The organism is Allostigmatella hybrida (genome assembly GCF_020103775.1).
Classification (GTDB): domain Bacteria; phylum Myxococcota; class Myxococcia; order Myxococcales; family Myxococcaceae; genus Hyalangium; species Hyalangium aurantiaca.
This window is the reverse complement of sequence record NZ_JAHXBH010000028.1, coordinates 1-16,970: the sequence shown is the minus strand read 5'-3', so window position 1 is coordinate 16,970 and position 16,970 is coordinate 1. Positions and strand designations below refer to the sequence as shown.

30 protein-coding genes are annotated in these 16,970 nt (G+C 65.1%); all 30 read right to left on the bottom strand.

The genetic code is table 11. The features are described from left to right. Positions 1–150: 150 nt before the first annotated feature. Complete coding sequence (locus KY661_RS30050; protein WP_075008633.1) at positions 151–1,182, bottom strand: DNA-directed RNA polymerase subunit alpha; 1,032 nt, start codon at positions 1,180–1,182, stop codon at positions 151–153. A gap of 186 nt (positions 1,183–1,368) precedes the next feature. Then, positions 1,369–1,995, bottom strand: coding sequence for a 30S ribosomal protein S4 (gene rpsD / locus KY661_RS30045; protein ID WP_075008634.1), 627 nt, complete (start codon positions 1,993–1,995; stop codon positions 1,369–1,371). A gap of 60 nt (positions 1,996–2,055) precedes the next feature. Continuing rightward, positions 2,056–2,493, bottom strand: coding sequence for a 30S ribosomal protein S11 (rpsK, locus tag KY661_RS30040; RefSeq protein WP_075008635.1), 438 nt, complete (start codon positions 2,491–2,493; stop codon positions 2,056–2,058). A gap of 71 nt (positions 2,494–2,564) precedes the next feature. Continuing rightward, entirely contained in the window at positions 2,565–2,951 is a 387-nt protein-coding gene (rpsM, locus tag KY661_RS30035; protein ID WP_075008636.1) for a 30S ribosomal protein S13, read from the bottom strand. Between the two features lie 48 nt (positions 2,952–2,999). Then, positions 3,000–3,116: a 50S ribosomal protein L36 gene (gene rpmJ, locus KY661_RS30030; protein ID WP_002614755.1), complete on the bottom strand. Its 117-nt coding sequence runs from the start codon at positions 3,114–3,116 to the stop codon at positions 3,000–3,002. Positions 3,117–3,191: 75 nt separating this feature from the next. After that, positions 3,192–3,410: a translation initiation factor IF-1 gene (gene infA / locus KY661_RS30025; RefSeq protein WP_002614803.1), complete on the bottom strand. Its 219-nt coding sequence runs from the start codon at positions 3,408–3,410 to the stop codon at positions 3,192–3,194. A 151-nt stretch (positions 3,411–3,561) separates the two neighbouring features. Then, positions 3,562–4,317, bottom strand: a complete 756-nt coding sequence (gene map, locus KY661_RS30020; RefSeq protein ID WP_225413474.1) for a type I methionyl aminopeptidase — start codon at positions 4,315–4,317, stop codon at positions 3,562–3,564. Between the two features lie 88 nt (positions 4,318–4,405). Then, positions 4,406–5,053 carry an adenylate kinase gene (locus KY661_RS30015; RefSeq protein ID WP_075008638.1) on the bottom strand — a complete coding sequence of 216 codons (648 nt, stop codon included), beginning with the start codon at positions 5,051–5,053 and terminating at the stop codon, positions 4,406–4,408. Between the two features lie 150 nt (positions 5,054–5,203). Next, positions 5,204–6,550 (bottom strand): preprotein translocase subunit SecY, encoded by a 1,347-nt coding sequence (gene secY, locus KY661_RS30010; RefSeq protein ID WP_075008671.1) that lies wholly within the window; start codon positions 6,548–6,550, stop codon positions 5,204–5,206. A gap of 127 nt (positions 6,551–6,677) precedes the next feature. Next, on the bottom strand, positions 6,678–7,208 hold the full coding sequence (gene rplO / locus KY661_RS30005) for a 50S ribosomal protein L15 (RefSeq protein ID WP_225413473.1): 531 nt from the start codon (positions 7,206–7,208) through the stop codon (positions 6,678–6,680). A gap of 54 nt (positions 7,209–7,262) precedes the next feature. After that, on the bottom strand, positions 7,263–7,523 hold the full coding sequence (gene rpmD / locus KY661_RS30000) for a 50S ribosomal protein L30 (protein ID WP_225413472.1): 261 nt from the start codon (positions 7,521–7,523) through the stop codon (positions 7,263–7,265). 2 nt (positions 7,524–7,525) lie between these two features. Beyond that, entirely contained in the window at positions 7,526–8,047 is a 522-nt protein-coding gene (rpsE, locus tag KY661_RS29995; RefSeq protein WP_075008641.1) for a 30S ribosomal protein S5, read from the bottom strand. A gap of 23 nt (positions 8,048–8,070) precedes the next feature. Continuing rightward, positions 8,071–8,424 (bottom strand): 50S ribosomal protein L18, encoded by a 354-nt coding sequence (gene rplR, locus KY661_RS29990; protein WP_075008642.1) that lies wholly within the window; start codon positions 8,422–8,424, stop codon positions 8,071–8,073. Between the two features lie 105 nt (positions 8,425–8,529). Continuing rightward, positions 8,530–9,096, bottom strand: a complete 567-nt coding sequence (gene rplF / locus KY661_RS29985; RefSeq protein ID WP_225413471.1) for a 50S ribosomal protein L6 — start codon at positions 9,094–9,096, stop codon at positions 8,530–8,532. Positions 9,097–9,160: 64 nt separating this feature from the next. Then, complete coding sequence (rpsH, locus tag KY661_RS29980; RefSeq protein ID WP_075008644.1) at positions 9,161–9,562, bottom strand: 30S ribosomal protein S8; 402 nt, start codon at positions 9,560–9,562, stop codon at positions 9,161–9,163. A gap of 169 nt (positions 9,563–9,731) precedes the next feature. Beyond that, positions 9,732–9,917, bottom strand: coding sequence for a type Z 30S ribosomal protein S14 (locus tag KY661_RS29975; RefSeq protein ID WP_002614761.1), 186 nt, complete (start codon positions 9,915–9,917; stop codon positions 9,732–9,734). Positions 9,918–9,935: 18 nt separating this feature from the next. Further along, positions 9,936–10,586 (bottom strand): 50S ribosomal protein L5, encoded by a 651-nt coding sequence (gene rplE, locus KY661_RS29970; RefSeq protein WP_075008645.1) that lies wholly within the window; start codon positions 10,584–10,586, stop codon positions 9,936–9,938. 172 nt (positions 10,587–10,758) lie between these two features. Then, positions 10,759–11,088 carry a 50S ribosomal protein L24 gene (rplX, locus tag KY661_RS29965; protein ID WP_075008646.1) on the bottom strand — a complete coding sequence of 110 codons (330 nt, stop codon included), beginning with the start codon at positions 11,086–11,088 and terminating at the stop codon, positions 10,759–10,761. Positions 11,089–11,127: 39 nt separating this feature from the next. Continuing rightward, positions 11,128–11,496, bottom strand: a complete 369-nt coding sequence (gene rplN / locus KY661_RS29960) for a 50S ribosomal protein L14 (RefSeq protein ID WP_002614807.1) — start codon at positions 11,494–11,496, stop codon at positions 11,128–11,130. A 106-nt stretch (positions 11,497–11,602) separates the two neighbouring features. Further along, the gene (gene rpsQ, locus KY661_RS29955) at positions 11,603–11,920 is read right to left on the bottom strand and encodes a 30S ribosomal protein S17 (RefSeq protein WP_075008647.1); all 318 of its coding nucleotides are present in this window, start codon (positions 11,918–11,920) and stop codon (positions 11,603–11,605) included. 72 nt (positions 11,921–11,992) lie between these two features. Then, positions 11,993–12,208, bottom strand: a complete 216-nt coding sequence (gene rpmC / locus KY661_RS29950) for a 50S ribosomal protein L29 (RefSeq protein ID WP_075008648.1) — start codon at positions 12,206–12,208, stop codon at positions 11,993–11,995. 23 nt (positions 12,209–12,231) lie between these two features. Continuing rightward, a complete protein-coding gene (gene rplP, locus KY661_RS29945) occupies positions 12,232–12,651 on the bottom strand; it encodes a 50S ribosomal protein L16 (protein ID WP_002614778.1) in 420 nt (139 codons plus the stop codon). Between the two features lie 58 nt (positions 12,652–12,709). Then, complete coding sequence (rpsC, locus tag KY661_RS29940; RefSeq protein WP_075008649.1) at positions 12,710–13,372, bottom strand: 30S ribosomal protein S3; 663 nt, start codon at positions 13,370–13,372, stop codon at positions 12,710–12,712. Positions 13,373–13,409: 37 nt separating this feature from the next. After that, the gene (gene rplV / locus KY661_RS29935) at positions 13,410–13,754 is read right to left on the bottom strand and encodes a 50S ribosomal protein L22 (protein WP_075008672.1); all 345 of its coding nucleotides are present in this window, start codon (positions 13,752–13,754) and stop codon (positions 13,410–13,412) included. A gap of 14 nt (positions 13,755–13,768) precedes the next feature. Further along, positions 13,769–14,056, bottom strand: coding sequence for a 30S ribosomal protein S19 (rpsS, locus tag KY661_RS29930; protein ID WP_002614770.1), 288 nt, complete (start codon positions 14,054–14,056; stop codon positions 13,769–13,771). A gap of 22 nt (positions 14,057–14,078) precedes the next feature. Next, entirely contained in the window at positions 14,079–14,924 is an 846-nt protein-coding gene (gene rplB, locus KY661_RS29925) for a 50S ribosomal protein L2 (protein ID WP_075008650.1), read from the bottom strand. A 26-nt stretch (positions 14,925–14,950) separates the two neighbouring features. Then, positions 14,951–15,250, bottom strand: coding sequence for a 50S ribosomal protein L23 (locus tag KY661_RS29920; protein ID WP_075008651.1), 300 nt, complete (start codon positions 15,248–15,250; stop codon positions 14,951–14,953). Continuing rightward, on the bottom strand, positions 15,247–15,870 hold the full coding sequence (gene rplD / locus KY661_RS29915; protein ID WP_075008652.1) for a 50S ribosomal protein L4: 624 nt from the start codon (positions 15,868–15,870) through the stop codon (positions 15,247–15,249). The genes KY661_RS29920 and rplD overlap by 4 nt, the downstream gene beginning before the upstream one ends. A 50-nt stretch (positions 15,871–15,920) precedes the next feature. Continuing rightward, on the bottom strand, positions 15,921–16,229 hold the full coding sequence (gene rpsJ, locus KY661_RS29910; RefSeq protein WP_002614753.1) for a 30S ribosomal protein S10: 309 nt from the start codon (positions 16,227–16,229) through the stop codon (positions 15,921–15,923). Between the two features lie 185 nt (positions 16,230–16,414). Then, positions 16,415–16,970, bottom strand: a 556-nt coding sequence (locus KY661_RS29905) for an EF-Tu C-terminal domain-related protein (RefSeq protein WP_263437478.1), incomplete at its 5' end; no start/stop codon positions are given.

Below are 16,970 nucleotides of genomic sequence, written 5' to 3'. Positions count from 1 at the left end.
CCACCACTCCGGCCGTATCAGGTACCGGGTGGGAAGGGCAGGCCCGGCACGGGGCTGCCATTGCCAATGGGCCTCAAGGGCCCCCTCACCCCGCGCCGCGTGAAGCCGTGCCGCGGCGAAGGGCGAGGTACAGCGGAACCACGGGAAAGACTAGGCCTTGGGCTGCGCGCTCGGGGCGGCGGCCGGAGGCGTCTTCGGCGGCCAGTTCTCCAGCTTCATGCCCAGGGACAGACCCATCTCCGCGAGGATCTCCTTGATCTCCTTGAGCGACTTGCGGCCGAAGTTCTTCGTCTTGAGCATCTCGGCCTCGGTGCGCTGCACCAGGTCACCGATGCTCTTGATGTTGGCCTGCTGCAGGCAGTTGGCGGAGCGCACCGAGAGCTCCAGCTCATCCACCGAGCGGAACAGGTTCTCGTTGAGCTTGGCCTCCTCCTTCGGGGCCTCGGCCACCACGGGCTCCTCGGTCTCGTCGAAGTTCACGAAGACCGTGAGCTGCTCCTTGATGATCTTCGCCGCGTACGCCACCGCGTCCTGCGGGGTGACGGAACCGTCGGTCCACACCTCGAGCGTCAGCTTGTCGTAATCGGTGACCTGGCCCACGCGGGCGTTGGTGACCTGGTAGTTCACCTTGCGGATGGGCGCGAAGAGCGAGTCGATGGGGATGGTGCCGATGGGGGCGCCCGCCACCTTGTTGACGGAGGCCGGCACGTAGCCACGGCCGCGGCGGCACGAGAGCTCCATGCGCACCTTGCCACCCTCGGACACCGTGCAGATGTGGTGGCCAGGGTTGAGGATCTCCACGTCCTGGTCGGCGATGATGTCACCGGCCTTGATCTCCTTGGGCCCTTCCGCCTCGATGCGCAGCGTCTTCGTCTCGTTCGTGTGCATCCGAAGGAGGACTTCCTTCAGGTTCAGCACGATGTCGGTGACGTCCTCGGCCACCTCGGGGAGCGTGGTGAACTCGTGGTCCACATTCTCCATCTTCACCGAGATGATGGCCGAGCCCTGCAGGGAGGACAGGAGCACCCGGCGCAGCGAGTTGCCCAGCGTGGTGCCGAAACCGCGCTCCAGGGGCTCCGCCACGAACTTCCCGTACGTGGTGGTCAGCGAGTCCTGATCCACTTCCAGCCGGCGCGGCTTGATGAGGTCACGCCAGTTCTTCGCAATGAACGTGTCAGCCATGTTGCTGCTCCTCGAAGCGTGCGCCACCACCCACATCCCCGCCGGTGAGGCGGGAGGATGGGCACGCGGGGGGTTACTGCCAGAACGCCAGCCCACGAAAAGCAGGGCCGGACAGAAGCACGACGCCCCGGCGGAGACCGCCAGGGCGCGTGAGCCATAAAAACGGGCCCCGAAGGGCCCTGGTCACTACTTGGAGTAGAGCTCCACGATGAGCTGCTCCTGGATTGGCATGGTCAGGTCCTCGCGGTTGGGGACGGTCCTCACCGTGCCCTTGAAGGACTTCTTGTCCAGGTCGATCCACTGCGGAACACCCCGGCGATCCACCGTCTCCAGCGCCTCGGAGATGCGGAGCACCTTGCGGCTCTTCTCGACGACTTCCACCGTGCTGCCCGGCTTCACGGCGAACGAAGGGATGTTCACCTTCTTGCCGTTGACGGAGAAGTGGCCGTGGCGCACCAGCTGACGGGCCTCGTTCCGGGTGTCCGCGAAACCCATGCGGAACACCACGTTGTCCAGGCGCAGCTCCAGCTGCTGCAGCAGGTTCTCACCCGTCTTGCCCTTGGCCGCGGAGGCGCGGTGGTAGTAGCCCCGGAACTGGCTCTCCAGCAGGCCGTACATGCGCTTGACCTTCTGCTTCTCGCGCAGCTGCACGCCGTAGCCGGAGAACTTCACCCGGCCCTGGCCGTGCTGGCCGGGGGGATACGGACGCCGCTCGATCGCACACTTGTCGGTGTAGCAGCGGTCGCCCTTCAGGTACATCTTGAGGTTCTCGCGCCGGCAGATGCGGCAGGCGCTCGCGGTGTAACGGGCCACGGAACTTCTCCTTGGAGAGGTGGTCTGAGGCCGCCCCAATGGGCGCGGCCCGGATGGGGTTTAGACGCGGCGGCGCTTGGGCTGACGGCAGCCGTTGTGGGGAATGGGCGTCACGTCGCGGATGAGGCTGATCTTCAGCCCCGCGGCGGCCAGCGCGCGCAGCGCGGACTCGCGCCCGGCGCCCGGACCCTTCACCAGCACCGTCACGTTCTTCAGGCCGTGCTCCATGGCCTTGGCGGCCGCATCGCCCGCCGCCACCTGCGCGGCGAACGGCGTCGACTTGCGGCTTCCCTTGAAGCCACGCGCGCCCGCGGAGGACCAGGAGATGACGTTCCCGGACACGTCCGTGATGGTGATGATGGTGTTGTTGAACGTGGACTGGATGTGGACCACGCCGTTGAGAATGTTCTTCTTGCCCTTGCGCTTGGCCTTCTTCGCCGCAGCGGTCTCGCCACCTTCGGTGGCGGGGGCAGCAGAGGTGTTGACTTCTTCAGCCATGAGAGTCGCTGCTCCTCAGCAGTAGATGATCGACGCCGCTCCGCAAACGGAACGGCGCAGGTGGGAACGGATTAGCGGCCCGCCGGAGCAGCCGGCTTGGCCCGAACGATGCCGCGCTTGGGGCCCTTGCGGGTGCGCGAGTTGGTGTGGGTGCGCTGGCCGCGAACGGGCAGGCCCTTGCGGTGACGCAGGCCACGGTAGCAGCCCAGGTCCATCAGCCGCTTGATGTTCATCGTCACTTCGCGCCGGAGATCACCCTCGACCTTGAGGTTGGCCTCAATGTAGTCGCGGATCTTCCGGGCTTGGTCGTCCGTGAGATCCTTGGTCCGGGTGGTGAGATCAATGCCCGCGGAGGCGCAGATCTCGTGGGCGGTCTTGTTGCCGATCCCGTAGATGTACTGGAGCGAAATCACCGCGCGCTTGGCGGGCGGCAGATCGACACCGGCGATACGAGCCATCGTTCGTTCCTTCTGAGTGGAGTTGGTCTGGAGCCAACGGCCGAGCCGTTAGCCCTGGCGCTGCTTGTGCCGGGGGTTGGAAGCGCAGATGACGCGCACGATTCCCTTACGGCGAATCACCTTGCACTTGTCGCAAATCTTCTTGACGGACGCCCGAACCTTCATGGCGCTACATCCTTCTTTCGAGAAAAGAGAAGCTCTTCAGGGGGAGTCCCACCCCTGTGGGGCGGGACTCCAGTGTTACTTCGCCCGGTACGTGATCCGGCCTCGGGTCAAGTCGTAGGGCGACAGTTCGACCTTGACCTTGTCCCCCGGCAGGATGCGGATGAAGTGCATCCGCATCTTTCCGGAGATGTGCGCGAGCACCTTGTGGCCATTGTCCAGCACCACGCGGAACATCGCGTTGGGCAGGGGCTCCATTACGGTCCCCTCGACTTCGATGGAATCATCCTTCGGCAATCAGAAACCCTCTTCCGGACCAGCACGAACCCTAGGAAGCGCGGCGGGATAACACTTTGGTCCCGAAGTGGCAAGCACCCAGCGCGCTGAAATTCTGAACCTTTACCAACCCCTCGACTTCACAACATATTTCACCCAGCGTCGAGCCCTTTCAGCTTCGCCGGGTGAGGACTTCCGGCCCTGCCTCCGTGATCGCGATGGTGTGCTCGAAGTGGGCGGAGAGCTTGCGATCAAGCGTCACCTCCGTCCAATCGTCCTCGAGTACTTCCACTTCCGAAGTCCCCAGGTTGACCATGGGCTCCACCGCCAAGACCATCCCGGGCCGCAGTTTCATTCCGGACCCCTGCTGTCCGTAGTTGGGCACTTCCGGCTGCTCGTGGAGCTTGCGGCCGATGCCATGACCGGACAACGTGCGCACCACGGAATAACCGCGCACCTCCACGTGGCTCTGCACCGCGTGGCCGATGTCGCCCATGCGATTGCCCGGCACCATGACCGCGATGGCTTTGTTCAGGGCCTCACGGGTGGCTTTCACCAGGCCCTCGGCCTCGGGGCTCACCTTCCCCACCGGAACCGTGCGGGCGGAGTCTCCATAGAACCCGCGGTAGACCACCCCGAAGTCCAGCTTCATCAAGTCCCCGGGCGCCAACTTCCGCCGCTTCGAGGGGATGCCGTGGACCACCTCATGGTTCACCGAGGCGCACAGGCAGCAAGGAAATCCCCGGTATCCCTTGAAAGCAGGCTTTGCCCCCTTCTTGTAGATGAGCTTCTCGGCCAGGGCATCCAGCTCCCAGGTCGTCACCCCGGGGGCCACGGCCTTCTCGAGCTCATCGAGGATCTCGCACACGATGCGGCCCGCGTCCCGCATGAGGGCGATCTCATCCTGGCTCTTGAGTTCGATGCTCATGCGTTCGGGCCCCGGTGCACTTGGCAGAAGCTATAAGGGGCCGGGAGCCACCTGGCAGGCGGCTCCGGCCCGTCCGCCCGGCCTCCGGTCAGGCAGGGGCGACGATGGCCCGGAGCTCCGCGTAGATTCCCTCGGGCGTCCCGACGCCATCGATGCTCTTGAGGATGCCCTTCTTCGCGTAGAACGCCTTCAGCGGGGAGGTCTCGGCGTCGTACTTCTGCAGCCGCTTCTCGATGACCTCCGGATGGTCATCGTCGCGCTGGATCAGGCCCGTGTTGCACTTGTCGCAGTACCCTGCCCGCTTCGGAGGGTTCTGGTAGACGTGGTACACGCTGCCGTCCACCGGGCAGGAGCGCCGCCCGGAGCCGCGCTCGATCAGCTTGGCGTGCGGCACCTCGAGCGACACGACGGCATCCAGCTTCTTGCCGTTCTTCTCCAGCATCCGGTCCAGCGCCTCGGCCTGGGGAATGGTGCGCGGAAAGCCATCCAGCACGTAGCCGCTGGCGCAGTCGGCCTGCTTCAGCCGCTCCTCGACAATGCCGATGACGATGTCATCGGGCACGTAGGACCCCGCGGCCATGAGCGGACCCGCGATCTTCCCGAGCTCGGTGCCATCCTTCACCGCCTTGCGCAGGATGTCGCCCGTGGAGATCTGCGGAATCTGGAAGTCCGCATACAGCTTCTTGGCCTGGGTGCCCTTACCCGCGTTCGGCGGGCCCAACAGGATCAGGTTCATGTGCTCCTCTCACTCCCTCGAAAGAACGCACGGAAATCCTCCGCGCTGAACCCCCGAAAGCATTCCCCATGCACAAATGACTACCCCTGAACGGCAAGGCGCCCCTTCCCGCGTCTTTGGGAAGAGGCGCCCACACAAATCCGGCCTCGGTTAGGCCGCCACCCGCACCCGGCCGCGGATACGCGGACCACGGGGACCCGCGAAGCCCTCGTAGTTCCGGCTGATGAGGTGGCCCTCGATCTGCTGAACCGTGTCCAGCGCCACGCCCACCACGATGAGCAGTGCGGTGCCACCGAAGGCGAAGGGCACCTGGAGCCACTGGGTCAAGATGGTCGGGATGACGCAGATGGTCGCCAGGTAGATGGCCCCACCGAAGGTGATGCGGTTGAGCACCCGCTCGATGAAGTCAGCGGTCTGGCGGCCCGGGCGGATGCCGGGGATGTAGCCCCCCTGCTTCTTGATGTTGTCGGCCACGTCATCCGGCCGGAACGTCAGCGCCGTGTAGAAGTAGGCGAAGAAGATGACCAGCATCACGAACAGGCCGTTGTACAGCCAGGGGTTTCCCTCCAGCCCTTGCCGGAACGTCTGCAGGAACGGGAACCAGGTGCCCAGGGTCGCCGGGAAGGACAGCAGCGCACCGGCGAAGATGGGGGGAATCACGCCCGAGGTGTTCACCTTCATCGGGAAGTAGGTGGCCTGGCCCGCGAACATCCGCCGCCCCGCCATGCGCTTGGCGTACTGCACGGGGATGCGCCGCATGCCGCGCTCCACGTACACCACCACCGCGATGATGAAGAGCATGAAGACCGCCAGGCCCACCAGCGCCGCGGCCTCGATGGCCCCCTGCGCCGTCATGTCCAGCAGCGTCTTGGCGCTGGGAAGCAGGCCCGCCACGATGCCCGCGAAGATGATGAGCGAGATGCCGTTGCCGATGCCGCGCTCGGTGATGCGCTCGCCCAGCCACATGATGAAGGCCGTGCCTGCCGTCAGGCTGATGACCGTCATGAAGGTGAACCAGGCGCTGTCATCCGGCACGACGATCTGGCTGAAGCCGCTCTGTCCCGCATCGCTGCGGCCCAGCGACGCCAGCCACCGGGAGATGCTGATGCCCTGGATGATGGACAGCACGATGGAGCCGTAGCGGGTGTACTGGTTGATCTTCTGCCGACCCGAAGCGCCCTCCTTCTGGAGGCGCTCCAAGCTGGGCACCACCACCGCCAGGAGCTGCATGATGATGGAGGCGGACACGTACGGCATGATGCCCAGGCCGAAGATGGACATCTGCTCCAGGGCCCCTCCCGAGAAGAGGTTGAACAGCGAGACCAGGCCGCCCGATTGCTTCTGGGCGTCCATGAACGCGTTCATCGCCGCGCGGTCGACGCCGGGCGTGCTGATGAAGATGCCGATGCGGTAGACCGCAAGCAGCACCAGCGTGTACGCGAGCCGACTTCGCAGCTCAGCGATTCGGAAGACGTTGGCGAAGGCATTCAGAGCCACGTGGGAGCCATCCCCTTCGAAAAAGTGCTGACAGAACAAGCGCCCCTGTCCAGAACGGAGAGGGGCGCGAGAGCCTACACAAGCGAAAAGGCGCGCACCACTCGCAAGTGATGCGCGCCTAACACGCTCAAGCCTTTGGCTGCCGAGGGGCCTTCACGCCCTTGCCCGCGTGGGCCTTGGACGCGGACTCCGGCTTGTGCGCCACCAGCGGAATGAGCTCGACCGCCCCGCCCGCCTTCTGGATGGCTTCCTGAGCCTTGGCCGAAAGCTTGTGCGCCTTCACCGTCAGCTTCTTGGACAGCTCGCCCTGCCCCAGCACCTTCACGCCGTCGTAGCGGCCCTTGACCAGGCCCGCGCTCTTGAGCGCGGCCTCGTCCACCGTGGCGCCCGCGTCGAACTGGTTCTCCAGGTCCGACAGGTTCACCACCGCGTAGATGACGCGGTTCGGCGAGGTGAAGCCGAACTTCGGCAGGCGGCGCTGCAGCGGGCTCTGGCCGCCCTCGAAGCCCTCGAAGCGCATGTTACCAGAACGGGCCTTCTGGCCCTTGCCACCGCGGCCGGCCGTCTTGCCCAGACCGCTGCCCTGGCCACGGCCCACCCGCTTCTTGCGGTGCCAGGAGTTGTGAGGCCGCTTCAGGTTGTTGAGAGTCGTCGACATCTTCAATCCTCGTGCGCGGCGGACTCCCCGAAAGGGCCACCGCGGAAGTGGGTCCTAGCCCTTGGCTGCTTTGGCGCGGGCCCGATCCCGGATAGCGATCTTCCTGGGCTTGCGGCGCTTGGGCGCGGGGGCCTCCTGGCTCACCTTCTCGCTGGAGACCAGGTGCTTCACCTTGAACACGATGCCGCGAATCGACGGCGTGTCCTTCAGAATCCGCTCGTCCCCGAACTTCTTCAGGCCCAGGCCGCGGATGGAAGAGAGGATTTCCTCGGAGGAACCCGAGAAGCTCTTCATGAGCTTAACCTTGATCGCCATGACTAGCCTCGCGCCTCACCGGCGAGCTTGCCCGCCTCGACGTCCTTGCCACGCAGCCGGGACACCTGCTCGGCCGAGCGCAGCAGCTTCAGGCCCGCCACCGTGGCCTTCAGCACGTTGTGCGGATTCCGCGACCCCTGGCTCTTCGTCAGGATGTTGCGGATGCCCGCCGCCTCAAGAACCGCACGCACCGCACCACCAGCGATGACGCCCGTACCCTGGGTGGCCGGCTTGAGCAACACCCAGCCAGCACCGAAGTGACCGAGCACCTCGTGCGGGATGGTGTGACCCATCAGCGGCACGCGGAACAGGTTCTTCTTCGCGTTCTCGCCACCCTTACGGATGGCCTCGGGGACCTCGTTGGCCTTGCCCAGGCCGACGCCGACGTGGCCGTTGCCATCGCCCACCACCACCAGCGCGGCGAACGAGAAACGGCGGCCGCCCTTCACCACCTTGGCCACGCGGTTGATGTTCACCACGCGGTCGGTGAGGTCCAGATCGTTCGGATTGATCGGAGTTGCCACTTGGAGAGCTTCCTTTCGAATGCTTAGAACTTCAGCCCGGCCTCGCGGGCGGCGTCAGCCACGGCGGCAATGCGCCCATGGTAAGGAAAGCCATTGCGGTCGAACACCACCGCCTCCACATTGGCAGCCTTGCACTTCTCAGCGATGAGCTTGCCCACGCGCTTGGCGTCGTCCTTCTTGTCGCCCTCGTCCTGCCCCTTCAGCTCCTTGGACAGGGACGAAGCGTACGCCAGCGTCTTGCCGGTGGAGTCGTCCACCACCTGCGCGTAGATGTGCTTCAAGCTCTTGTAGACCGTGAGCCGCGGGCGCTCGGTGCTCCCCGAGAGCTTCTTGCGAATGCGGTTCTTCCTCTTGATACGGGCTTCCACAACGGCCATGGCTGGTTCCTTTTCCGTCCGGCGGTGATGCGGCCTTCCACCACCGGATGAGCGCGGGCCCTTGTCCGGGCCCGCGGGGTTGAATGTTCAGGGCACGGACGACCGTTAGGTCGTACCGGTCTTGCCCTCCTTACGGCGAATCTTCTCCTCCGCGTACTTGATGCCCTTGCCCTTGTACGGCTCGGGCGGGCGCAGCGCGCGGATCTTCACAGCGGCGGCCCCCAGGGCCTCCTTGTCCGCGGAGCGAAGGGTCAGCCCCAGCGTGGGCAAGCTGTCCTCGGTGCGGGGGGCCTTGTCCACCTCGGCCGTCACGCCCTCGGGCAGGTTGAACACCACCGGGTGCGAGTAACCCAGGGCCATCTGGATGCTCTTGCCCTTGACCTCGGCGCGGAAACCGACGCCGCGGATGTCCAGGCGGCGCTCGAAGCCCGTGCTCACGCCCTTGGCCGCGTTGGCCAAGATGGTGCGCGCCAGGCCGTGCAGGCTGCGCGCCTCACGCGAGTCATCCTCGCGCAGCACGTTCACCTGTCCGTCCTTCACCTCCACCTTCACCTTGGCGGGGAGATCGACGGAGAGCTTGCCCTTGGGGCCCTCGAAGTTGACCTTCTGGCCGGCGACGATGGCCTTCGTCTTGTCGCCCAGCTTGATCGGCAGTTTTCCAATCCGACTCATGATTGCCTCATACGGTCTGCCCGGAGCGCGCCCCTTCTCAGGGGCCGCAGCACCAAGCGGCTGGCTAGTAAACGGTGCAGAGAATCTCGCCGCCGATGTTCTGCTTCCGCGCCTCGCTGTCCGACAGGATCCCCTTGGAGGTGGACAGCACGGAGATTCCCAGGCCGCCCAGCACGGGGCGGATGTCACGCACCGGAACATACCGGCGCAGGCCCGGCTTGGAAATGCGCTTGATGCCGGTGATGGCCGAGCTCCGGTCCGGGCCGTACTTCAGCTGAACGCTGATCTCGCTCTGGGGCTGGCGCTCGTGAACAGTGTACTCCCCGATGTACCCCTCGTCCTTCAGGACGCGGATGATCTCGACCTTGAGCTTCGAGTGGGGAATGACGACCTTGTCGTGCCGCGCACGCGAGGCGTTGCGCAGGCGGGTCAGCATATCGCCGACGGGATCGTTGATGACCGACATGGGTGATACCTTCCAGGCAGAGGGTCCGAGTCCCTCTGCGATTTCCGACCGCCGCGCCTGCCGGGCCCATCCCGGGGGTTCGCCGCGCTCGAGACTGCTTCACCACTTCGGTGCCCCGGGGGCACCAGGACGCCCTCCCCTTCTCAGGGGCCGGGCGCCCGGGGACCGGCTACCAGGACGACTTGGTCACGCCGGTGATTTCACCGCGCAGCGCGCGCAGGCGCAGGCAGATACGGCACATCTGGAACTTCCGCAGGAACGCGCGCGGACGGCCGCACAGCGGGCAGCGGTTGTACTTGCGCACCGAGAACTTCGGCTTGCGCTTCGCCTGGGCGATTTTGGAGAGCTTGGCCATGGAGCTTGAATCCTTGGATTACTGGCGGAACGGCATGCCGAAGTGACGCATCAGCGCCAGCCCCTGCTCGTCGTTCTGGGCGGTGGTGACGAAGCTGATGTTGAGCCCCTTCACCTTCTCGATCTGGTCGTAGTTGATTTCCGGGAAGATGATCTGCTCGCGCACACCGAGCGTGTAGTTGCCCTTCCCGTCGAACGCCTTGGGGGACACGCCCTTGAAGTCACGCACGCGCGGCAGCGCCACGGAGATGAGGCGGTCCAGGAACTCGTACATGCGGTCGCCGCGCAGCGTGACGGCGCAGCCGATGGCCTGGCCCTGGCGCAGCTTGAAGTTCGCGATCGACTTGCGGGCGCGCGTCACCACGGGCTTCTGGCCGGTGATGGCACCCAACTGGTCGACGGCCGACTCCAGGATCTTGTTGTTGGCGAGCGCCTCGCCAAGACCCATGTTGACGACGATCTTCTCGAGCCGCGGAACCTGGAGGGGGTTCTTCAGGTTCAGCTCCTTCATCAGGGCGGGCACGCCTTCCTTGCGGAAGCGCAGCTTCATCCGGGCAGGCTTCGCCTCGAGCCCTTCCTCGATGGTGGCCGCATAGCCAGCCTTCTTGACGTCTTCCTTCTTGCGGCCCTTCTTTTCCTTCTTCTGCTCGGGCTTCTTCTCGTCAGCCATCTGTCAGTCCTCTGCTTCGGAGCGCCGTCCTGTACCCAGCGAATCCGATCAGTACCTCTGGAATCGTAAAAACACGGAGAGGGCCCCGGAACTTCGGACCCTCTAAAAGGCTTGCCTGCCCGCCTCTGGCCTAGGGGCCAAAGGGCGCGCATACATGCCCGAACCCGGCTTCCTAGTCAATGAGGGCGTCGCAGTTCTTGCAGAACCGCTTCTTCGCGTCGCCCTCGGCCTTGATGCCCACCCGCGTCGGCTTGTCGCACTTGGTGCACACCACCTGGACATCCGACAGCGCGATGGTGCCCGGCTTCTCGACAATGCCCCCCTCGGGGCTCTGAGCGGTCTTGCGAAGGTGACGCTTGACGGTGCGAAGTCCCTCCACCGTCACGCGGCCGGCGTCGCGGTCAATCGTCAGCACCTTGCCGCGCTTGCTCGCCGGTGTCTTCTCGGAGCGCTCCTTGCCCGAGATGACCTGCACGGTGTCTCCCACTTTCAGCTTCTGCATGGCTTCCTCTCTGGCTGCTCACCGGCGGGCCGGACGTCCTTAGAGGACTTCCGGCGCGAGCGAGATGATCTTCATGAACTTGCGGGCGCGGAGCTCACGGGCCACCGGCCCGAAGATGCGCGTCCCGATGGGCTCCAGGTCCTTGTTGATGAGGACCGCAGAGTTGCCGTCGAACTTGATGTAGCTGCCGTCGGGACGGCCCACCTCGTGCTTGGTGCGCACGATGACGGCCTTGGCCACGTCACCCTTCTTCACCTTGGAGTTCGGCAAGGCCTCGCGAATCGACACGACGATCACGTCGCCGATCGACGCATACTTGCGCTTCGAGCCACCGAGCACCTTGATGCAGAACACCTTCTTGGCGCCCGAGTTGTCGGCCACGTCGAGCACGCTCGTCATCTGAATCATCTGGAAGTCTCCTCTAGGATCCTACGGCAAGCCCCCTCCGCTGAGGACGGGGCCGCGCGGCTCGAGCCGCCCGGGCGCCCCAAGGCACCGCGGGCTTACACGTGGCTCAGACGTTCTTGCTCTTCTCGATCACCTCAACCACCCGCCACCGCTTGTCCTTCGAGGCAGGCCGGGTCTCGGCGATGCGCACGCGGTCGCCCTCGTTGATGGTGATCTTCTTCGGGTAGTCGTGGTCCTCGACGTGCGCCTTGTACTTCTCGCGCATGCTCATGATCTTCCCGTACTTCGGGTGAGCGGCGCGGCGCTGGACGGTGACAACCACCGTCTTCTGCATCTTGTTCGAGGTGACGATCCCCACGCGCGTCTTGGGACGGCCACGGGTGGAGGTCGCGGGAGCGGAGGTGGTCTGGGTCGCTTCAGCCATCGTGAATCTCGCCTGTCAATCAGTGTCCCCGGGACGTCCCGGTGACGGCCAGGTCCCCGCAGGGACACGCCGTCAAGCCTTTTTGGCCGCCTTCTCGGCCCGGGTCTTCTCACCCAGGACGGTCAGGATGCGGGCCAGGTCACGGCGGTGCTCAGTACGCTTCTCGGGGCTGTCCAGATTGCCCGTCCGCATGCTCAGCCGGTCCTGGAAGAGCGTGCCGCGCAGTTCGTCCGCGCGCTTCTTCAGGTCCTCCGCCGACAACTCCTTCAACTCTTTCGCAGTCGCCATCTCAGGTCTCCTCGCGCGGCAGCCTAGAGCGACAGCTCGCTGCGGGTCACGATCTTGGTGAGGACGGGCAGCTTGGCCTGCGCCAGCTTCAGCGCGCCGGTGGCCACCTCGGGCGTCATGCCCTCCATCTCGTAGAGCACGCGGCCGGGCTTCACCACCGCCACGTAGTACTCCACGCCTCCCTTACCGGTACCCATACGGGTCTCGGCAGGCTTCTTCGTGATGGGCTTGTCCGGGAAGATCCTGATCCAGATCTTGCCGCCGCGCTTCACGTGGCGGGTCATCGCGATACGGGCCGCTTCGATCTGCCGGGAGGTGATCCACCCCGGCTGCAGGGTCACCAGGCCGAACTCACCATAGGTGAGGTCGCTGCCACGGTGGGCCTGGCCGTGCATGCGGCCCTTGTGCATCTTGCGGTACTTCGTACGAGCAGGCTGGAGCATCGTTGGTGTCCTTCAGTCCCAGGCGGGGCACCCTATGGGTGCCCCGGGGAGCTCAAAGCTAGCGGGTGGGGGGCAGAGGGGCCTGGTTGCCCTTGCCCGGGAGGACCTCTCCGCGGCAGATCCAGACCTTGCAGCCAATCTTGCCGTAGGTCGTCTTGGCCTCGGCGAAGCCGTAGTCGATGTCGGCACGCAGGGTGTGCAGGGGCACGCGGCCCTCGCGGTACCACTCGTACCGCGCCATCTCGGCGCCACCGAGACGGCCGGAGCAGGCCACGCGGATGCCCTTGGCGCCGAACTTCATCGCCGTCTGCAGGGCCTTCTTCATGGCGCGGCGGAAGGCGATGCGGCGCTCGAGCTGGGTGGCGATGTTCTCGGCCACCAGCTGCGCGTCGGTCTCGGCCTTGCGGACCTCGACGATGTTGAGGAAGACCTCGTTCTTGGTGAACTGCTGCAGGTCCTTCTTCACCGTCTCGATGCCGGCACCCCGCTTGCCGATGACAATCCCCGGCCGCGCGGTGTGCACGTTGACCTTCACCTTGTTCGCCGCCCGCTCGATCTCCACCTTGGAGACGCCCGCGTGGTTCAGCGACTTCTTCACGAACTCGCGGATGCGGATGTCCTCATGGAGCCACTGGGCGTAGTTCTTGTGCTCGAACCACTTGGAGTCCCAGGTCTTGATGACCCCGAGGCGGAACCCGATCGGATGAACTTTCTGTCCCAACGTGCTTCTCCTTCGAAATCGAGTGGGGCCCGGAGGGCTACTTCTTGGCCTCGGAGAGCACCACGTGAACGTGGCTGCTCTTCTTGTGGATGGGAGTCGCGCGGCCCATGGCGCGCGGCATGAACCGGCGCTGGGTGGGCCCCTGGTCCACGGAGATGGTCTTCACGTAGAGCGTGTCCACGTCGACCTGGCCCTTGGACTTGTCGGTCGCGTTGGCCACGGCGCTCTTGATGAGCTTGGCCACCGGGGCCGAGGCCGCGCGGGGGGTGAACTTCAGGATGTGGAGCGCCGCCTCGACCGACTTGCCGCGGACGAGCGCCGCCACGAGCGAGAGCTTGCGGGGAGACATGCGGACGTGCCGCAGGTGTGCAGTGGAATCCATCGTCATCGTCTCCGTTACTTCCCGGGCGCCTTGGCGACCTTCTTCTCCGCCGAGTGGCCACCGAAGGTGCGCGTCGGCGCGAACTCGCCGAGCTTGTGACCCACCATGTTCTCCGTCACGAACACCGGGATGAACTTCTTCCCATTGTGCACCGCGAAGGTGTGCCCCACGAACTCGGGCAGGATGGTGGAGCGGCGCGACCAGGTCTTCACGACCTTCTTCTGGTTCGTCTTGATCATGTCCTCCACCTTCTTCAGGAGGTGATCATCGACGAACGGTCCCTTCTTAATCGAACGAGCCATGTCGAAATCCTTAGTCTACGGGCTACTGGCTGCGCGCGCCCTGCCGGCGCCCGCTGACGATGAACTTGTCGGTCCGCTTGTTGGTGCGCGTGGTGAGACCCTTGGTCTTCTGGCCCCACGGCGACACCGGGTGCGGGTTACCCTGGCCGGACTTACCCTCACCACCGCCGTGCGGGTGGTCCACAGGGTTCATCGCCAGACCGCGGACGGTGGGCCGGATGCCCAGCCAGCGGCTCTTACCCGCCTTACCGATGCGGATGATCTCATGCTCGATATTGCCGATCTGGCCCACGGTGGCGCGGCACTCGATGAGCACCTTGCGCACCGCGCCCGAAGGCAAACGCACCTGAGCGTAGCGGTCTTCCTTGGCCATCAGCTGGCCCGAGGTGCCGGCCGAGCGGATGATCTGGCCACCGCGGCCCGGCTTCAGCTCCACGTTGTGGATGACCGTACCCACCGGGATGTTCTGCAGCGGCAGGCAGTTGCCCGGACGGATGTCGGCGTTGGCACCCGCGAACAGGGTGTCCCCCACCGCCAGGCCCACGGGGGCCAGGATGTAACGCTTCTCGCCGTCCGCGTAGTGCAGCAGCGCGATGTTGGCGGTGCGGTTCGGGTCGTACTCGACCGCGACGACCTTGGCCGGCACGCCGTCCTTGTCCAGGCGCTTGAAGTCGATGATGCGGTAGCGCCGCTTGTGGCCACCGCCCTGATGACGGCGGGTGATGTGGCCGTGAACGTTGCGGCCGCCCGAGCGCTTCAGCGGGGCGGTCAGCTTCTTCTCGGGCGTGCTCTTGGTGATGTCCGCGAAGTCGGACACCGTCATCAGGCGGCGAGCAGCGGAAGTCGGCTTGTACTTCTTGATGCCCATGGTGGTCTCCTCAGACGGTCAGCCGGTTACGGCTCGACCGTCCCTCCCTCGAAGAGCTCGATAGTGTCGCCCGCCTTGAGGGTGACGACGGCCTTCTTGTAGTTGGGGCGCTTGCCGATGCTGCGGCCCACGCGCTTGGTCTTGCCGCGGACGATGTTGGTGCGAACACCCTCGACGGAGACCTTGAAGAGGTTCTCCACCGCACGCGCCACATCGATCTTCGTGGCCTTCTTGTCCACGATGAAGGAGTACTGACGGAACTTCTCGCGGGCCTGGTCCAGCTTCTCGGTGATGAGCGGACCCTTGATGACGTCGTGCAGGTTCATGACAGGGCCTCCTGGATGGCCTTCGCGGCGGCCGAGGTCAGCACCAGCTGCTTGTGGCGCAGCACGGACTCGAGGTTGATGCCCTCGGGCGGCAGCACGTCGAAGCGGGCCAGGTTGCGGACGCTGCGGTGAAGGTGGTTGTTGCCCTTCTCGTCCACCACCAGGGCGTTCTCCAGCTTCAGGCGCCGGGTCAGCACATCGAAGGCCTGCTTGGTCTTCGGGGCGTCGAGCTTGAAGCCGTCCAGGATGAACAGGGCGTTCTCCCGGGCCCGCTGGGACAGCGCGGCGCGGAGCGCGCCACGGCGAACCTTGCGGGGCGGCCGGTAGAAGTAGTCCCGGGCCTTGGGAGCCATCGCCTTACCGCCGCCCACCCAGTGAGAGGCGCGGATGGAACCCTGGCGAGCGCGGCCGGTGCCCTTCTGCTTCCAGGGCTTCTTGCCGCCGCCGCTCACGAGCGAGGTGTTCTTCACACCCACCGTGCCCCGGCGCTTGTTGATCTGCTGCATCTTCGCCACCTCGTACAGGAGGTGGGGGTTCGGCTCAGCGCCGAACACCTCGTCGGAGAGCTCGATCTCCGACACCTGCTTGCCATCCAGGTCGATTACCTTGAACTTCGCCATGACAGTTTCCTTGGGGGTCGGAGTGCAACTGCACCAACCCTGCCCTGCTCCTAGGACTTGATCTCGACGTCAACGCCAGCAGACAGATCCAGCTTCATCAGCGCATCCAGCGTCTGCTGGGTCGGCTCGAGGATATCGAGCAGACGCTTGTGCGTGCGGATCTCGAACTGCTCGCGGCTCTTCTTGTCCACGTGCGGCGACCGCAGAACCGTGAACTTGTTGATGCGTGTGGGCAGGGGGATTGGACCAGCCACCTTGGCGCCCGTGCGCTTGGCCGTCTCGACAATCTCCCCAGCACTCTGGTCCAGGAGCTTCGAGTCGTACGCCTTCAGCCGGATGCGGATCTTCGTTGTCGCCATTTCGAAAAGACCTCTTTGACGGCCCCTGCTTACGTGAGGGCGGTTACGACTGACGTCCCCTGGATGTCACAGAGCCGTGCTTCAGACGAGGGGCGCGCGTATAACACCTCACCCCAGTGGTTGCAACCCTATTCGGCTGCTTCCCCGGCGGCGCCTCCAAGCGACGCCGGGAAAGCCCCCGAAAACTAAGCGATGATGTCGGCAACGACGCCGGCGCCCACCGTGCGGCCACCCTCACGGATGGCGAAGCGCAGCTCCTTCTCCATGGCAACCGGAGTAATGAGCTCCACCTCGATGGCGATGTTGTCTCCCGGCATCACCATCTCCACGTTGTCCGGCAGCTTCACCGTTCCGGTCACGTCCGTCGTCCGGAAGTAGAACTGCGGCCGGTAACCCTTGAAAAACGGCGTGTGCCGCCCGCCCTCTTCCTTCGACAGCACGTATACCTGGGCCTTGAACTTCGTGTGAGGATTAATGCTGCCCGGCTTGGCCAGCACCTGCCCACGCTCCAGGTCCTCGCGCTTCAGACCCCGCAGCAGCGCGCCGATGTTGTCTCCCGCCCGGCCCTCGTCCAGCAGCTTGCGGAACATCTCCACGCCCGTGATGACCGTCTTCTGCGTCGCACGGATGCCGACGATCTCCACTTCCTCGCCCACCTTGATGATGCCGCGCTCCACGCGGCCCGTCGCCACCGTTCCACGGCCGGCGATGGAGAACACGTCTTCCACCGGCATCAGGAAC

What these genes read in the sequence shown, in the direction of transcription:
- KY661_RS30015 (WP_075008638.1), bottom strand. Translation starts at nt 5,053, where the DNA reads ATGAACCTGATCCTGTTGGGCCCGCCGAACGCGGGTAAGGGCACCCAG.
- rpmD (WP_225413472.1), bottom strand. Translation starts at nt 7,523, where the DNA reads ATGGCGATCAAGGTTAAGCTCATGAAGAGCTTCTCGGGTTCCTCCGAG.
- rpsJ (WP_002614753.1), bottom strand. Translation starts at nt 16,229, where the DNA reads ATGGCGACAACGAAGATCCGCATCCGGCTGAAGGCGTACGACTCGAAG.
- rplR (WP_075008642.1), bottom strand. Translation starts at nt 8,424, where the DNA reads ATGGCCGTTGTGGAAGCCCGTATCAAGAGGAAGAACCGCATTCGCAAG.
- KY661_RS29975 (WP_002614761.1), bottom strand. Translation starts at nt 9,917, where the DNA reads ATGGCCAAGCTCTCCAAAATCGCCCAGGCGAAGCGCAAGCCGAAGTTC.
- rpmC (WP_075008648.1), bottom strand. Translation starts at nt 12,208, where the DNA reads ATGGCGACTGCGAAAGAGTTGAAGGAGTTGTCGGCGGAGGACCTGAAG.
- rpsQ (WP_075008647.1), bottom strand. Translation starts at nt 11,920, where the DNA reads ATGGCTGAAGCGACCCAGACCACCTCCGCTCCCGCGACCTCCACCCGT.
- rpsS (WP_002614770.1), bottom strand. Translation starts at nt 14,056, where the DNA reads ATGGCTCGTTCGATTAAGAAGGGACCGTTCGTCGATGATCACCTCCTG.
- rpsK (WP_075008635.1), bottom strand. Translation starts at nt 2,493, where the DNA reads ATGGCTGAAGAAGTCAACACCTCTGCTGCCCCCGCCACCGAAGGTGGC.
- rplB (WP_075008650.1), bottom strand. Translation starts at nt 14,924, where the DNA reads ATGGGCATCAAGAAGTACAAGCCGACTTCCGCTGCTCGCCGCCTGATG.
- rplP (WP_002614778.1), bottom strand. Translation starts at nt 12,651, where the DNA reads ATGCTCCAGCCTGCTCGTACGAAGTACCGCAAGATGCACAAGGGCCGC.
- rplF (WP_225413471.1), bottom strand. Translation starts at nt 9,096, where the DNA reads ATGAGTCGGATTGGAAAACTGCCGATCAAGCTGGGCGACAAGACGAAG.
- rplX (WP_075008646.1), bottom strand. Translation starts at nt 11,088, where the DNA reads ATGCAGAAGCTGAAAGTGGGAGACACCGTGCAGGTCATCTCGGGCAAG.
- map (WP_225413474.1), bottom strand. Translation starts at nt 4,317, where the DNA reads ATGAGCATCGAACTCAAGAGCCAGGATGAGATCGCCCTCATGCGGGAC.
- rplV (WP_075008672.1), bottom strand. Translation starts at nt 13,754, where the DNA reads ATGGATTCCACTGCACACCTGCGGCACGTCCGCATGTCTCCCCGCAAG.
- KY661_RS30050 (WP_075008633.1), bottom strand. Translation starts at nt 1,182, where the DNA reads ATGGCTGACACGTTCATTGCGAAGAACTGGCGTGACCTCATCAAGCCG.
- rplN (WP_002614807.1), bottom strand. Translation starts at nt 11,496, where the DNA reads ATGATTCAGATGACGAGCGTGCTCGACGTGGCCGACAACTCGGGCGCC.
- rpsM (WP_075008636.1), bottom strand. Translation starts at nt 2,951, where the DNA reads ATGGCTCGTATCGCCGGTGTCGATCTGCCGCCCGCCAAGCGCGCGGTG.
- rpmJ (WP_002614755.1), bottom strand. Translation starts at nt 3,116, where the DNA reads ATGAAGGTTCGGGCGTCCGTCAAGAAGATTTGCGACAAGTGCAAGGTG.
- KY661_RS29920 (WP_075008651.1), bottom strand. Translation starts at nt 15,250, where the DNA reads ATGAACCTGCACGACGTCATCAAGGGTCCGCTCATCACCGAGAAGCTG.
- rplE (WP_075008645.1), bottom strand. Translation starts at nt 10,586, where the DNA reads ATGGCTGACGAGAAGAAGCCCGAGCAGAAGAAGGAAAAGAAGGGCCGC.
- rpsH (WP_075008644.1), bottom strand. Translation starts at nt 9,562, where the DNA reads ATGTCGGTCATCAACGATCCCGTCGGCGATATGCTGACCCGCCTGCGC.
- rplD (WP_075008652.1), bottom strand. Translation starts at nt 15,870, where the DNA reads ATGGCGAAGTTCAAGGTAATCGACCTGGATGGCAAGCAGGTGTCGGAG.
- rplO (WP_225413473.1), bottom strand. Translation starts at nt 7,208, where the DNA reads ATGTCGACGACTCTCAACAACCTGAAGCGGCCTCACAACTCCTGGCAC.